This window comes from Pseudomonas sp. S5D5 (assembly GCF_003013355.1).
GTDB classification, from domain to species: Bacteria; Pseudomonadota; Gammaproteobacteria; order Pseudomonadales; family Pseudomonadaceae; genus Aquipseudomonas; species Aquipseudomonas aylmerensis.
The window spans coordinates 3,560,462-3,577,452 of sequence record NZ_PTEO01000001.1; the positions used below are offsets into that span (position 1 = coordinate 3,560,462).

2 protein-coding genes are annotated in these 16,991 nt (G+C 64.5%); both read left to right on the forward strand.

Going from position 1 to position 16,991, the window contains the following annotated elements:
* Window positions 1–10 precede the first annotated feature (10 nt).
* A complete protein-coding gene (locus tag C9990_RS16490; RefSeq protein ID WP_106803964.1) occupies window positions 11–3,022 on the forward strand; it encodes an amino acid adenylation domain-containing protein in 3,012 nt (1,003 codons plus the stop codon).
* A 46-nt stretch (window positions 3,023–3,068) separates the two neighbouring features.
* Window positions 3,069–16,979: a non-ribosomal peptide synthetase gene (locus C9990_RS16495; protein WP_106803965.1), complete on the forward strand. Its 13,911-nt coding sequence runs from the start codon at window positions 3,069–3,071 to the stop codon at window positions 16,977–16,979.
* Window positions 16,980–16,991 lie beyond the last annotated feature (12 nt).

The following is a 16,991-nucleotide window of genomic DNA, read 5'->3' on the forward strand; positions in this document are numbered from 1 at the left end:
TGAGTTGAACATGAACGGACTTCAAGGCTTTCGAATCTCACCGCAACAGGCGTCGCTCTACCCGCACCTCAACGACGCACCCGAACACACGTTCAGTTGCCAACTGCAATGGACGATCGACCAGGCGGTAGACGCCGACACCCTCACCCAGCGCCTGCAAGCAATGGCCAGCGGCAGCGAGATCCTGCGTACACAACTGACACCGGTGCCCGGCCTGCGCCACCCGGTGCAAGTGATTCATGACGAGGCCGCGCTGACCGTCGCGACCAAGGACCTGCGCCACCTCAGCCCGGCAGACCAGCGCGTTGCCCTGACCACCCTTGACTGGGTTGCGCCACTGACCGTAACGCTGGTGCAGTTGACCGAGGGGCACGTACTGCACCTGGCCGCAGCGAGCAGTCATCTTGACCTCACCAGCCTGAAACTGCTGGCAATTGCCCTGCTGCAAGACACCCCGCCGGACCTGTCCGAAACCCTGCAATACGCCGATTACGCCGAGTGGCGCTGGAGCCTTGCCGAAGACGAGCCCGAGCACCCCGGCGCGCTGTTCTGGAAGCCTTCGGCTGACAGCGAACAGCCCAGCTTGCAGCTGTCGCTGGAAACACCCCGTTCCGGTGGCTTCAGCCCGGAACGTATCGACATCAACCTGCCCGTCCACCCGGCATTGACTTGCGAGCTGATGCTGGCGGCCTGGGCCGTGCTGCTCGGTCGTCTGTCTGGCCAACAGCAGGTGCCGATCACCCTGATCCATGCCAGTCGCGGCCCGGAACTCGACAGCACCTTGGGCCTGTTCGAGCAAACCCTGCCCGTGCGCATCGATCTGCAAGCCCAGGCGACCTTGCTGGAACAAAGCCGCCAGATCAACGCCGTGATCGAGCATGCCGCAGGCTGGCAGGACTATTACACCCACGAGTTGAAGGGCGGTTATGCCTACGCCTGGCGAGCCAGTGATGCGCGCCAACGCGACGCCAGCGCGGTGATGAACCCGGCCAAGGCGTGCCTGCAAGTCCACCAAGGCGCCGACCAGCTCGACGCACAGCTCATCTACGATCGCAACCTGCTAAGCCACGAGGTTGCCGCTTGTATGGCCGAGCAATGGGCGCAGTTACTGCAATCGGCTCTGGCCGCACCGCAACAACCCTGGGCGCACCTGTCCATGAGCGGGCCGCAGCAAGCGCACATCATCGCCAGCCAGGCGCAATCGCCGGTGATTGAAGCGGTGACCCTGGTAGAACTGATTGCTCGCCAAGTGCAGCAACAGCCAACAGCCATCGCCCTCAGCGACCAGCACGGCGAGTTGAGCTACGCGCAACTGGAAGCAAGCTCTGCACACTTGGCACACCAACTGGTCGCTGCCGGCATCGGTGCCGGTGTGCCGGTCGGTATTCTGTTCCCACGCAGCAACGCCGCGATTGTCGCCATGCTTGCCGTGTTGAAGGCCGGTGGCGCTTATGTGCCGATCGATCCGAGCTACCCGCTGGACCGCCGCGCCTACATGCTCGCCGACAGTGCCATCGCGCACATCGTCGTCAGCCCGGAGTTGGCCGACAGCGTCCCATTCGGCCTGCAAAGCTTTGTGCTGGACGACCTGCACGCCTCCAACACCCTGCCGCCATTGCCGCTACCCCGCGCCGACAGCCTCGCGTACCTGATCTACACCTCCGGCTCCACCGGCGCACCGAAAGCCGTCGAAATCACTCACGCGGCCTTGAGCTATTCCACCCAGGTACGCATGGCGGCGTATGAGGCGCCCATGAGCGCATACCTGTTGCTGTCCTCGTTTGCCTTCGACAGCTCCGTGGCCGGTATCTTCTGGACCCTCGCCCAAGGTGGCCGCCTGGTATTGCCGGCACCCGGCGAAGAACTGGACATGCCTCGCCTGGCGCACTTGATCGCCCAGCACCGCGTCAGCCACGGCCTGTCGTTGCCCTCGTTGTATCAAGCGCTGCTGGATCAACTTAGCAGCGTTGCCAGCCTGCAATGCTGGATCGTCGCCGGTGAAGCCTGCCCGCCACACCTGATCGCCCAGCACAGCAACACCCTGCCCCACGCGCTGCTGGTCAACGAATACGGTCCCACTGAGGCGACCGTGTGGGCGACTTACGATGTGCTCAGCCCCGACCGCGCATTAACCATCGGCCGCCCGATTGCCGGCATGGACCTGCGCGTCTTGAATGAACACGACATCGTCAGCGCCATCGGTGAACCGGGTGAAATCGTGCTCGCTGGCCCGACCCTGGCCCGCGGTTATCGCAATAAGCCTGAGGAAACCGCCAAGGCTTTTGTCACCCTGGCCGACGGTACCCGCGCCTACCGCACAGGTGACCTGGCGTGCTGGCTCGCCGACGGGCGCCTGGCGTTCCTGGGGCGCAAGGACCACCAGGTCAAGTTGCGCGGCTATCGCATTGAACTCGGCGAGATCGAGCGTCAATTGTGCAGCCATAGTGACGTGCGCGAAGCCGCTGTGATCGTGCAGGACCAGCCCGCGGGCAAGCGCCTGGTCGCCTACGTCCTCGCCGCCCATGGCTACGCGCCGGATTCGGAAGCACTCAAGCGCTACCTCGGCGAGCGACTGCCGGCGTACATGGTGCCAACGCGGGTGCTGACATTATCAGCCTTCCCCCGTACCCCCAACGGCAAACTCGATGCCCGCCAGCTGCCCGACCCGGACCAGTTCGACCACAGCGCCTATGTCGCCCCGCGTACGCCAATGGAAACCACGCTACACGCCATCGTCGCCAAGGTCTTGAAGCTCGACAACGTCAGTGTCACCGAGAGTTTCTTTGCCATGGGCGGCGACTCAATCCTTAGCCTGCAAGTGGTGGCCCAGGCCCACGAACAAGGTGTTGCCCTGTCGGCCAAGCATGTATTCGAACATCAGACCATCGCGGCCATGGCCGACGTCGCGCAGCCGCTGGAGGCCCGTCACGTCGAACCCGAAAGTGCCGAGTTCAGTGCCTCCGGCATGTCGCAAGACGAGCTTAACGCGTTGATGGCCGAGCTCAACGACGCCGACCTGTAACCGCCGCGCGTATCGCCGTTGCCCCTTTTTCTGCAGGACGTTTTGAATGACCACCGACAAGACCACCAGCAATCCGATCGAAGATGTCTACCCGCTGTCACCGCTGCAACAGGGGATGTTGTTCCACTCCCTGCTGCATGAAGACTCCGGCGTTTATTTGATGCAGGATCGCTACCGCATCGGTGGGGCCATTGATGAAGGCGCATTCCTTGAGTCCTGGCGTCAAGTCGTGGCATTGCACCCCTCGCTACGTGCCAGCTTCCAGTGGAAAACCCAGAAGCAACCGGTGCAGGTGATTCACCGCGAGGTCAAGGTGCCGCTGGACACCCTCGATTTGCGCGGCCTGGCGCCCCATGAGCAGGAAGCGCGGATTCGCGGTGTGCTCGAAGATGAGCAGAAAATCGGCTTCAACCTGTCCAAGCCACCGCTGATTCGCTTCCGCCTGGTGCGCCTGGCGGATGAGTCCTATGAGTTCATTCGCAGCTTTCACCATATCTTGATGGATGCCTGGTGCATTTCCCTGGTGACCGTGGACTTTCTCAAGGTCTACGAGGCGCTGTGCAACGACCGTACGCCACAGATCAAAAGCCCACGCCCGTTTCGTGACTACATTCAATGGCTGCAACGCCAGGACGCAGGCAAAGCCGAGCAGTTCTGGCGCGGTCAGTTGCGCGGGCTCAACGCACCAACGCCGCTGACCGTGGACAACGGCGTGAGCCGCGACCGCTACACCGACGCGGTGCTGGTGGCCGACCAGTTGATCCATCTGAGCGAGGACGAAACCCAGGCCCTGGCGACCTTCTGCCGTCACCGCCGGATCACCCCCAATACGTTTTTCCAGGGTGTCTGGTCATTGCTGTTGTCACGCTACAGCGGTCAGCGTGACGTGGTCTTCGGCGTTACCGTGGCGGGGCGTCCCGCTGAGTTGACCGGCGTCGCCGAGATGATTGGCCTGTTCATCAACACCCTGCCACTGCGGGTCAGCGTCGATCCGCAGGCGACGCTGGGCGACTGGCTCAGCGCGTTGCAGGGACTGAACGTCGAGATGCGCGACTACGAGCACACGCCGCTGACCGACATTCAGGGTTGGAGCGACTTCCCCCGTGGCGAAACCTTGTTTGACAGCATCCTGGTGTTTGAAAACGCGCCGATCGATGAACAGATTCTGGACGGCGGTTTTGAGTTCAGCCTCGACGGCATGGACCACAGCGTGCACACCCACTACGGCTTGACCGTAGTGATTCTGCCCGGCGAGCAACTGGGCATTCGCGTGTCCTACGACCGCGAACGGTTTGAAGCGGAAACGGTGCAGCGCCTGCTCGGCCACCTGGCCAGCCTGGTGCGCGGCATGCTGGCCGCGCCTGAAGCGCCGTTGGGCAGCTTCGAGCTGCTGGCCGCAGACGAGCGCCAGCAATTGCTCGGCGAGTGGGCACTCAACCCCCACGATTTTCCGTTGGATAAAAGCTACGCCGAACTGTTTGCCGCCCAGGTTGCCAAGCGTGGCGATCAGATCGCCGCGATCTGCGCCGGTGAATCCCTGACCTATGCAGAGCTGGATCAGCGCTCCACGCGCCTGGCCCATGCGCTGATTGCAGCCGGTGCCGCAGAGGATCAGTTGGTCGCGCTGGTCGCCCCCCGAGGCCTGGCGTTGTTGACAAGCATGCTCGCCGTGTTCAAGGCCGGCGCCGCGATGCTGCCGCTGGAGGTCAATCACCCGCCGGAGCGCCTGCGCGAGATCCTCAACCTCTCCCGCGCCCCGCTGCTGGTGGCGAGTGAAGGTTGCAGTGGCCTGCTCGATCAACTGCTCAGCGGCCTCGACCACGCGCCCACGGCACTGTTCGCCGAGGCTGCCTGGAACTCACCCAACGACACACCACTGGCGCTGGCCGGCGGCCCGGCCAGCCTGGCCTACGTGCTGTTTACCTCGGGCTCGACCGGTATGCCCAAGGGCGTGATGATCGAGCAACGCGGCATGCTCAATAACATCTTCGGTAAAGTCCCGGCCCTGGGGCTCAGCGCCAACGACCGCATTCCACAGACGGCTTCGGTGGCCTTCGATATTTCCGTGTGGCAATTCCTCGCCGCACCGGTCCTGGGCGCCACCGTGCATATCTTGCCGGATGAAGTGGCCCACGACCCGCAACGCCTGCTGCAAGTGCTCGCCAGCGAACGGCTCAACGTGCTGGAAATCGTCCCAAGCCTGATGCGCACCCTGCTCGCGCTAAGCCCGTGCGACTTGCAGTTACCCGACCTGCGCTGGGTGCTGCCCACGGGGGAAGCGCTGCCGCCGACCGTGGCGCGCGACTGGTTCGCGCGCTTCCCGGACATCGCGCTGATGAACGCCTACGGCCCGGCCGAGTGCGCCGACGACGTGGCATTCCAGCCGATTACCGAAGCTCCGCACGCCAACGTCAGCCACATGCCCATCGGCCAACCCACGGCCAACAACCGCCTGTACGTGATGGATGAGGCCTTGCGCCCGGTGCCGATTGGCGTGGTCGGGGAGATCTGCGTCGGCGGCGTGGGTGTCGGCCGGGGTTACCTGCATGATCCGCAGCGCACCGCCGAAGCGTTCATCCAACACCCACAAATCGAGGGTCGCCTGTACCGCACCGGCGACCTCGGCCGCTGGCGTGCCGACGGTGTGATCGAGTACCTCGGCCGTCGCGACCAACAAGTGAAACTGCGCGGCCATCGCATCGAACTGACCGAAATTGAACACCGCCTGGCCCAACACCCCAACGTGCGTGAAGCCGCGGTATTGCTGCGCGAGAACAACGTAGGCGAAGCCTGGCTGGTGGCCTACTGGTCGGCCCATGACGACACACTGGGCAGCACCGGCCTGAGCGAACACCTGCGCGCCCAACTGCCGCCGTACATGGTACCGGCAGCGTTCGAATGCATGGAACGCTTGCCGTTGAACAACAACGGCAAGGTCGACCGCAAAGCCTTGGCCGCGCTGCAATTGAACTGGCAGGCTGGCACCCGTGAAAGTCTCGCGCCACGTAACGAGCGCGAAGCCGCCATCGCCCGGACTTGGGCCGAGGTGCTCGGCCGCGACAGCGTCGGCGTGGAAGACAACTTCTTCACCCTTGGTGGCCACTCGTTGCTGGCGACCCAGATCGTCGCGCGCTTGCGCAGCCAGTTCAAACTTGACCTGCCGCTGCGTGTACTGTTCGAACAGCCGACCGTCGCGCTGCTGGCCGTGGCCATCGCTGAGCGTGAGGCAAGAGCCGCTGCACCGCAGACCGCCGTCCTCGACACACCGCATGCCAAGGCACGCCCGGCGTTGTTGCCGCTGTCGTTCTCGCAACAACGCCTGTGGTTTATCGAGCAACTGACGCCCGGCACCACGCTGTTCAATATCCCGTTTGCCCTGCACCTCAAGGGTCAACTCGACGTTGCAGCACTGCACGCCAGCCTGAATGACTTGCTGGTGCGCCATGAAATCCTGCGCACCGGCATCCGCAGCGTGGATGGCGTACCGAGCCAGCACATCAGCGAAGCCCTGGACTTTGCGCTCCCGTTTGAAGACTTTTCCGGCTTAGGCGCAACAGCCCGTGAGGGCGCGCAGTTCAACGCACTGCAAGCTACCTTTGAACAGCCCTTCGACCTGACCGCACCGCCGCTGTTGCGCGCCCGCCTGTTGAAGGTCGCGCCGGACGAACATGTGCTGGGCATCGCGCTGCATCACCTGGTCTCCGACGCTTGGTCGGCCACCATCGCCCTGCGCGAACTGGCCTTGGGGTATCAAGCCCGCTGCAATGGTGCAGCCGCGCAATTGCCGGTCTTGCCGCTGCAATACGCGGATTTTGCCCTGTGGCAACGGGAGCATCTGCAAGGTGCTGAACTCAAGCGCCAACTCGATTACTGGACCCACACTCTTGAGCGTCGCGACAGTGACGCCAGCCCGCTGCTGGCCCTGCCCACCGACCATCCTCGGCCGTCAGTGCAGAGCTATCGCGCCGGCCTGGTGCAACGCGAACTGAGTGCCGACTTGAGTGGCCGCGTGCAAACCCTCGCCAGCCGCTTGGGCACCACCCCGTTCAGCGTGCTGTTCGCAGGTTTTGCGGTGCTGATGCACCGTTTGAGCGGCGACGCCACCGTGTTGATCGGCACACCGGTCACCCACCGCGAACAACCCGGTACCGAAGGTCTGTTGGGAATTTTGCTGAACAACCTGGCGATCCGCGCGGACTTCACCGCACAGGCCGATTTCAGCGCCGTGGTCGCTCAGGTCGCCTCCCGACTGCGCGAAGGCCTGCAACATCAGGACCTGCCGTTCGAACAACTGGTCGACAGCCTGCAACTGCCGCGCAGCCTCAGTCATGCGCCGCTGTATCAAGTGATGGTCGCGCAGCAACTGGCCATGGAGTCGCGCCTGCAGTTCCCGGGGCTGGCCTTCGAAGCCCTGGACACGCCGCTCAAACACTCCGAGTGCGACCTGGACCTGCACGTACTGTGCCCGGCCAACGCACCGATTCAGCTGGAGCTGATGTTTGCCCTGGACCTGTTCACCCAGGACAGCGCGCGCCAGACACTCGCTCGCCTGGAACACCTGCTGGAACAGATGCTCGCCGAACCACAACGCCCGGTGGCGGCCCTGCCGCTGCTGATGCCGGCCGAATGGCAGCGCACCGTGGTCGAGTGGAACCGCACCGAGATGGACGTGCCGCAGCACCTGACGTTCGCCCAGTTGTTTGAGCAACAAGCCGAACGCACGCCGCAGCGCGATGCGTTGTGTTTTGAAGGCCAATGCCTGAGCTACGCCGAGTTGAACCGCCGCGCCAACCGAGTCGCACACTACCTGCGCGGACAAGGAGTGGTCGCCAATCGCCCGGTGGCGTTGTGCGTGGAGCGCTCGCTGGAGTTGTTGGTCGGCCTGCTCGGCATTCTCAAGGCCGGTGGCGCCTATGTGCCGCTGGACCCGAGCTACCCGGTTGATCGCCTGGCCTACATGCTCGACGATGCGCAACCGGCGCTGTTCCTCGGCCAGCAAGGCCTGCTCGAACAGTTGGGCAGCGACTTGCCACGCCTGCGCCTGGACGCCGATGCCGCGCTGTTCGCCTCGCAGCCCGAGAGCAACCCTGCACCGCTGGCAGGCCCGGATGACCTGGCCTACATCATGTACACCTCGGGTTCCACCGGTAAGCCCAAAGGCACCCTGGTCACCCAAAAATCGGTGGTCAACTTGGCCTGGGCGCGGATCCATGGCCTGTATCGCCGCTACACCGACCAGCCGATGCGCACCAGCTTCAACTATTCCTTCGCCTTTGATAGCTCGGTGGCGGAATTGATTCTGCTGCTCGACGGCCACAGCCTGTACCTGACCCCGGAAGACGTGCGCTACGACCCTGCCGCCCTGGCGCAGTTCTTCCAGGAAACTCGCCTGGAAGCATTCGAATGCACCCCGGCGCAACTCAAGAGCCTGCTCGAAACCGACGGCGTGCGCCGCGGTGAAACCTACCTGCCGCGCTTCGTGCTGTTCGGCGGCGACGCGGTAGACGCACAGCTCTGGCAACGCCTGCCGTCGATCAGCGGCAGCCGCTTTTTCAATACCTACGGCCCGACCGAGTGCACCGTGGATGCCACCGGGTGTGCGGTGGACGACTTCCCGCAACGCCCGATCATTGGTCGGCCCATCGCCAACGTACGCACCTATGTGCTGGACGCGTTCTTGAATCCGATGCCTGTCGGTGTGCCCGGCGAGCTGCATATCGGCGGCGCCGGGGTGACCCTGGGTTACCTCAACCGCGCCGAACAAACCGCCAAGGTGTTTATCAACGACCCGTTCTCGCCGCTGCCGCAGGCGCGGATGTACAAGTCCGGAGACTTGGTGCGCTGGCTGCCCGACGGCCAGCTGGAATACCTCGGGCGCATGGATCACCAAGTAAAGATCCGTGGTTTCCGCGTTGAGCTGGGCGAGATCGAAGCCTTGATCGGCGCACAACCTGGCGTGCGCCAGGCCGTGGTACTGGCCCGTGAAGACGTGCCAGGCGACAAGCGCCTGGTGGCGTACGTCACTTGCGATCAACCTTGCGAGGTGAATGCCTGGCGCAACAGCCTGGGCGCTGCGCTGCCCGACTACATGGTGCCGTCGGCCTTTGTGGTGCTGGACGAACTGCCGCTCACCGACAACGGCAAACTCAATCGCAAGGCCCTGCCCGCGCCGGATATCCAGGCCGAACCGGACGCCGAAGATCCGCCGCGCACCGACGCCGAGCGCCAGCTGGCGGCCTTGTGGGCCGAGCTGCTGAACGTACCCTTGGGCGCCATTGGGCGTGACAGCCAGTTCTTTTACCTGGGCGGCCATTCGTTGCTGGCGGCAGTGCTGTTTGCCCGACTGCGTCAGCAATTCGCCACGGTCCCGCCGCTGCGCGCGGTGTTTGAACACCCGACGTTGCAGGCCTTGGCTGCGCTGTTGGGGCAACCGCTGCAAACACCTGCCGCGACCTTTGTACCCGCGGCCCGCCCGGCGCACTTGCCGTTGTCGTTCGAACAGCAGCGCCTGTGGTTCCTCGAACAGCTGAGCGGCGCCAGCGAATACAACGTGGTCAGCGCCGTGCAATTCGACGGCGAGTTGAATGTGCAAGCGCTGCAATCGGCTTTGAACACGGTGATCCAGCGCCATGAAATCCTGCGCAGTCGCATCGTGCGTGAGGATGAAGGTGAGTTGGCGTTGGTGATTGAGCCGCAGGTTGAGCTGACGCTCGGCCTGGCGCGGTGGGATACCGTCAGCGATGAACGCTGGCAACAGCTGACCGACGCGGCGATCCAGGCCGCCACCGCGCAGCGCTTTGACCTGGCCAACGAGGTGCCGATTCGCGCCACCTTGCTTTCGCGCAACCACCAGGCGTTGCTGGTGCTGACGTTGCACCATTGCGCGACGGACGACGCTTCCACCCATAACCTGCTCGACGAACTCGCCCAGTGCTACAGCGCCGAATGCCAGGGCCACGTCGCCAACCTGCCGGGGCTGGCGTTGCAATACCCGGATTACGCGCTCTGGCAGCGCGAGCCGGCCCAGCAGGCGCTGTTCGACAGCCAATTGAACTACTGGCGTACCCAGCTGGAAGACGGCAGTTACCAGTTGGAACTGCCCACCGATCAGCCACGCCCGCCTGTGCTTGACCCGCGTGCCGGCTCCGTCCACTTGCAACTGCCTGCGGAACTGAGCGGCCGTCTGCGCCAGTTCGCACATCAACGCGGGGCCACGCTGTACATGCTGCTGCTCAGCGCCGCGCAACTGCTGCTGGGGCGCTACGCAAACCAGCGCGACGTACGTTTCGGCAGCCCGGTAGCCCAGCGCCCACTGGCCGAGTTGCAACCGCTGATCGGCTGCTTCGTCAACACCCTGGTGATGCGCACCGACCTGGCGCCGGGCCTGGATTTTTCCGGTTTGCTCGAGCAGGTACGAGACACCGTACTGGATGCACAACAGCATCAGGACGTGCCGTTTGATCAAGTGGTCGAACACCTGGCGCCAGAACGCAGTCTCGGCCAGACGCCATTGTTCCAAGTGTTGTTCGTGATGCAGAACGCCAACACCACTGCCAGCCAGTGGCCGCAGCTGCAAGTGAGCGAACGCGCAGTGACGGCCGACGCCACCAAGTTCGACCTGAACTGGGAAGTGCATGACGGCGAGGTCCTGTCGGTAATGCTCGAATACCGTAGCGCATTGTTCACCCAGGCCACCGCCGAGCGCTGGCTGGCGCAATGGCAAGCCCTGCTCGAAAGCATGCTGCAAGCACAACAGACGCGTTTGAGTGACTGGTCGCCGTTGACCGTCGCAGAGCGTCAACAGCAATGGGCGTGGAACGCTACCGAGCGCAAATATTCCGGCCCGACGAACTTGCACACGGCCCTGAGCCAGCAAGCCGCGTTGACGCCCAACGCGCCCGCGCTGGTGTTCGAAGGCCAACGCCTGAGCTACGCCGAACTGGACCAACGCGCACAAACCGTTGCCCGAGCCCTGCGCGCGGCGGGCATCGGTCGCGAGTCGATCGTGCCGGTGTGCATGGAACGCTCCGTCGACATGGTCGTGGCTTTGCTCGGCGTGGTGCACGCCGGGGCCGCATGGTTGCCGCTGGATCCGGAGTTGCCGCTCGCGCGCCTGGCGTTCCTGATTACCGACGCCGATGCCCAGGTGACGCTGACTCAATCACAGTGGCTGCCACATTTACCCGCTGGCCATGTCGCCTGGACCTTGGAAACACTGCCTGCCGCTGAAAACAGCGAGCCCCTGAGCGTGGAAGCCAGCGACCTCGCCTACGTGCTCTACACCTCCGGCTCCACCGGCCAACCCAAAGGCGTGATGAACGAACACGGCGCGCTGATGAACCGTCTGCACTGGATGCAGGAGGCGTTCCCGATTGGCCCGAATGACCGTGTGCTGCAAAAAACCCCGTACAGCTTCGACGTGTCGGTGTGGGAGTTCTTCTGGCCGCTGATCACCGGCGCGACGCTCGTGGTTGCGCGTCCGGACGGCCATCGCGACCCGGCGTACCTGAGCCAGTTGATCCAGCAGGAGCAGGTCACCACCCTGCACTTCGTACCGTCGATGCTGCGCGCCTTTGTCGAAGAACCAAGCCTGACCCACTGCCGCAGCCTGCGCCAAGTGTTTGCCAGCGGCGAAGCCTTGCCGGTGGATCTGGTGCAGCGGTTCATGTCCCAACACCCCGCCGCGCTGGTCAACCTGTATGGCCCAACCGAAGCGGCGATTGACGTGTCGGTGTGGCGTTGCTCGGCCAACGACACGCTCGTGCCGATCGGCAAACCCATCGCCAACCTGCGCCTGCATATCCTCGATGAGGCCCAACAACCGTTGCCGATTGGCAGCATCGGCGAGCTGTACATTGGCGGTGTCGGCGTGGCACGCGGTTACCTCAAACGTGCAGACCTGACCGCCGAGCGCTTCCTGATGGTTAACGGTGAGCGCCTGTACCGCACAGGCGACCGTTGCCGCTTCCTTGCCGACGGCAATATCGATTACCTCGGCCGCCTCGACCATCAGGTCAAGCTGCGTGGCCAGCGCATCGAACTGGGCGAGATCGACGCCGCCCTGCTGGCTCAGCCCGGCGTGCGCGACGCGGCCACCCTGCTGCTGGACCAGCGTCTGGTGACCTTCTGGAGCGGCAACGCCGATGAAGCGAGCCTGCGCGACGACCTCGGCAAGCACTTGCCCACGTACATGCTGCCGAGCCTGCTGGTGCAACTTGACCACCTGCCGCTCAACAGCAACGGCAAGCTCGACCGCAAGGCCTTGGCCGCGATCACCTTGCCCGATACGCCCCGCGAGCAACCCCATCGGGCGCCGCGCAACGCCACCGAAACCCTGCTCTGCGACGTGTTCAGCGAAGTGCTGGAATGCCCCTCGGTAGGCATCGACGACCACTTCTTCCACCTCGGCGGCCATTCGTTGCTCGCCACGCGCCTGGTGGCCCGGGTGCGTGAACGCCTGGGCGTCACCTTGCCGTTGGCGGTGGTGTTTGCCCAGCCAACAGTGGCGGCGTTGGCCGACCACTTGCGCGACGCCTTGCCCGCTGAGGTGATCACGGCCCAACCGCGTCCGGCAACGTTGCCGCTGGGTCTGGCGCAACATCGTTTCTGGATGCTCAGCCGCCTGGTGCCGGAGTCCCGCGAGTACCACATGCCGTTCGCGCTGACCTTGAAGGGCACGCTGGATCTGGCAGCCCTGCGCGAAGCCTTCGACCAAGTCAGCGAGCGGCACTTGGTGCTGCGCAGCCGCATCGTAGAAACCGCCGGCCAAGCGCAGTTGCTCATTGATCCGCAAGGCCCTGCGCTGCGGGTGACCTCGGTCGCCACCAACGCCTGGAATGACGCGTGCAGCCGTGCCCAGGCCGAATTGATGGCCCCGTTCGACCTGGCCGCCGCTGCACCTTGGCGTGCACAGTTGCTGCAACGCCAAGACAGCGACGAAAACCTGCTGCTGCTGTGCCTGCACCACAGCGCCACAGACGGCTGGGCCATGCAACTGCTGATCGACGAACTGGCGCTGGCCTACCGTGCCGGGCTGAGCGGGCAGACACCGGACTGGACGCCACTGGACCTCGACTACGTTGATTTCGCCCTGTGGCAGCAACACCCACAAACCCAGGCCCGGCGCCAAGCCAGCTTGGACTACTGGAAACATCATCTGGGCACGGACGATTACGTACTCGACCTGCCCCTGGACAGACCACGCGCCGCCGAAGCGGATCGGCGCGCCGGGCAGTTGATCCTCCACCTGGGCCCCGAGCGCGCCGCCGCGATCCGCCACTTTGCGCGCCTGCGGAGCACCACGCCGTATGTGGTGCTGGCGAGCGCGTTGAGTGCCCTGCTCGCCCGTTACAGCGGCCAGCGCGATATTCGCCTGGGCACCCCGGCCGACCAGCGCGACCAGCCGCAAACCCAGGCGCTGCTGGCCTGCCTGGTCAATACCTTGGTGATTCGCAGCGAGGTCGATCAACAGGCGCCAGCGTCTGCCTTGCTGACGGCGCTGGAGACCGACCTGCGCGCCGCCCAGGCCCACGCCGACCTGCCGTTCGCCACCTTGGTCGGCGCCGTGACCCAGCGCCGTGACCTGAACCGCACGCCGTTGTTCCAGGTGCTGTTCTCCCTCAACCACGGCCGCATGGACAGCCGCGAATGGCCGGGCCTTGAACTCACAGAACAGACTCTGCCCGCCATCGACGCCAAGTTCGAACAAAGTTGGGAAGTCCACGACGACGGCAGCGACATGACCCTGGCGCTGGAATACCAGGCGGCACTGTTCGATGCCGCCACGATGCAGCGCTGGAGCGCGCAATGGTGTGCGCTGCTGGATGCACTCATCGCCACGCCGGAGCGTGCGCTGGTGGCGTTGTTCCCGCAGCAGCAGGATCAGGCGCAACTCGCTCGATGGAATGCCACCGAGCGCGAATATTCGGGCCCGACGAACTTGCACACGGCCCTGAGCCAGCAAGCCGCGTTGACGCCGAACGCGCCCGCGCTGGTGTTCGAAGGCCAACGCCTGAGCTACGCCGAACTGGACCAACGCGCACAAACCGTTGCCCGAGCGCTGCGCGCCGCCGGGATTGGTCGCGAGTCGATCGTGCCGGTGTGCATGGAACGCTCCGTGGACATGGTCGTGGCTTTGCTCGGTGTGGTGCATGCTGGGGCCGCATGGTTGCCGCTGGATCCGGAATTGCCGCCCGCGCGCCTGGCGTTCCTGATTGCCGACGCCGATGCCCAGGTGACGCTGACTCAATCACAGTGGCTGCCACATTTACCCGCTGGCCATGTCGCCTGGACCTTGGAAACACTGCCTGCCGCTGAAAACAGCGAGCCCCTGAGCGTGGAAGCCAGCGACCTCGCCTACGTGCTCTACACCTCCGGTTCCACCGGCCAGCCCAAAGGCGTGATGAACGAACACGGCGCGCTGATGAACCGTCTGCACTGGATGCAGGACGCGTTCCCGATTGGCCCGAATGACCGTGTGCTGCAAAAAACCCCGTACAGCTTCGACGTGTCGGTGTGGGAGTTCTTCTGGCCGCTGATCACCGGCGCGACGCTCGTGGTTGCGCGTCCGGACGGCCATCGCGACCCGGCGTACCTGAGCCAGTTGATCCAGCAGGAGCAGGTCACCACCCTGCACTTCGTACCGTCGATGCTGCGCGCCTTTGTCGAAGAACCAAGCCTGACCCACTGCCGCAGCCTGCGCCAAGTGTTTGCCAGCGGCGAAGCCTTGCCGGTGGATCTGGTGCAGCGGTTCATGTCCCAACACCCCGCCGCGCTGGTCAACCTGTATGGCCCAACCGAAGCGGCGATTGACGTGTCGGTGTGGCGTTGCTCGGCCAACGACACGCTCGTGCCGATCGGCAAACCCATCGCCAACCTGCGCCTGCATATCCTCGATGAAGCCCAACAACCGTTGCCGATTGGCAGCATCGGCGAGCTGTACATCGGCGGTGTCGGCGTGGCGCGCGGTTATTTGAAACGCGCAGACCTGACTGCCGAGCGCTTCCTGACGGTTAACGGTGAGCGCCTGTACCGCACGGGCGACCGTTGCCGCTTCCTTGCCGACGGCAATATCGACTACCTCGGCCGCCTCGACCACCAGGTCAAGCTGCGCGGCCAGCGCATCGAACTGGGCGAAATCGACGCCGCACTGCTGGCTCAGCCCGGCATAACCGGCGCCTGCACGCTGGTTATCGACAACCGCCTGGTGGCGTTCTACAGCAGCCAGGCGCCGCAGTCGGAGCTGACCGCTGTGCTCAGCGCCGAATTGCCAGCCTATATGGTGCCAGCGGTGTGGGTCGAAGTGCCGAGCCTGCCGCTGACCAGCAACGGCAAGCTCGACCGCAAAGCCCTGGCCGCGTTGCCACTGCCGCAGTCCCAACACGAATCCGTCGCCCCGCGTAACGCCTTGGAAAGCCTGGTCTGCCAGCTGTTCAGCGACGTGCTCGGCGACGGCCTCACGGCTGGGCGTGTGGTCGGTACGGCTGACAGTTTCTTCGCCTTGGGCGGTGATTCGATCCTTGGTTTGAAGCTGATTTCGCACCTGCGCGACCAGGGTTACGCCCTGACGCCCAAAGACCTGTTCCGCGCCCAGACACCTGCGGGCCTGGCGCTGGTGATCACACCGCTGCGGGCGGTGGCCGAGCAAGGAGAAGTCAGCGGTGCGATGCCGTTGATGCCGCTGCACCAGTGGTTCTTCGATCAGCAGCAACCGCAGCCCGCCTACTGGAACCAATCGGTGCTGGCCGACAGCGATCGCGTGCTGCAGCCGGTAGTGGTACAGGCCACCCTGGATCGATTGATCGCCCATCACGATGCCTTGCGCCTGCGCTTCATCGAAGTAGACGGTCAATGGCAAGCCCATATTGCAGCGGTCGAGTCTGCCCGCTTGACGCTCGTCACGGACGTGGACCAGTTGCAACAGGTCGCGCAGAGCCTGAACCTGCAACATGGCCCGCTGTTCGCCGCTGCCTTGCTCGAAGGTAATCCGCAACGCCTATATCTGGTTGCGCATCACCTAGTGATCGACGCCGTCTCCTGGACGCCACTGCTGGAAGATTTCCAGCAGCTGTATGCGGCGCTGGAAAACGGCACGCCGACGAGCCTGCCGGCAAAAACCACGTCCTATCGCCAATGGGCCGAGCACCTGCAGGCGCATGCCGGCAAAGTCGCCGCGGAGCAGCGTTACTGGGCCAGCCAGGTCGCAACCAACCCTCGGCCCCAGGCCACCGTGGCCGAGCGCCAGACCTTGTCGGCCCGTTGGGATGCCACACGGACTCATCAATGGCTCACCGAGTCCCACGCCGCCTACCGGACCCAACCGGAAGAGCTGTTGATCGCCGCCCTGGTCGCCACCCTGGCGCAAGCCGAACAGCGCCAGGACATCGTCGTCGACCTCGAGCGCCACGGCCGCGATGCCGGTTTTGAGGGCCTGGATGCCAGCCGCACCGTGGGCTGGTTCACCACCCTGTTCCCGCTGCGCGTCAACGCCCGTGGCGCCGCCGGCGACTGGGTGCGCCAGGCCAAGGAAGCCCTGCGCGGCGTTCCCGGCCAGGGCCTCGGGCACGGCTTGCTGCGCCTGCGCGGCGAGTTGCCAGCGGCCAGCGGTGATGTGCTGTTCAACTATTTGGGCCACGAGCAAACCTCGCCGGGCTGGTTGCGTGCCAGCTCGCTGGCGGCGCCGTCGGAGGTGGCTTTGGGTAACCGCGTCAGCCATGCCCGTGAAGTGGTGGCCTGGCTGGAGGACGGCGTGCTGCACCTGCATTGGCACAGCGTCAACCCGGACGCCGATCGCGACCTGCCTGCGCAACTGCTCAAGCACCTGCAGGCGCTGCTGGAACATTGCCTCGATCCGCAGGCCGGGGCACTGATGCCGTCTGACTTCCCGTTGGCCAAGGCGCTCAATCAGAAGTCCCTGGACGCGTTGCTAGGCAAGCTCAAGAGCAAACCGAATTCCTGAAAACGGCCCGTG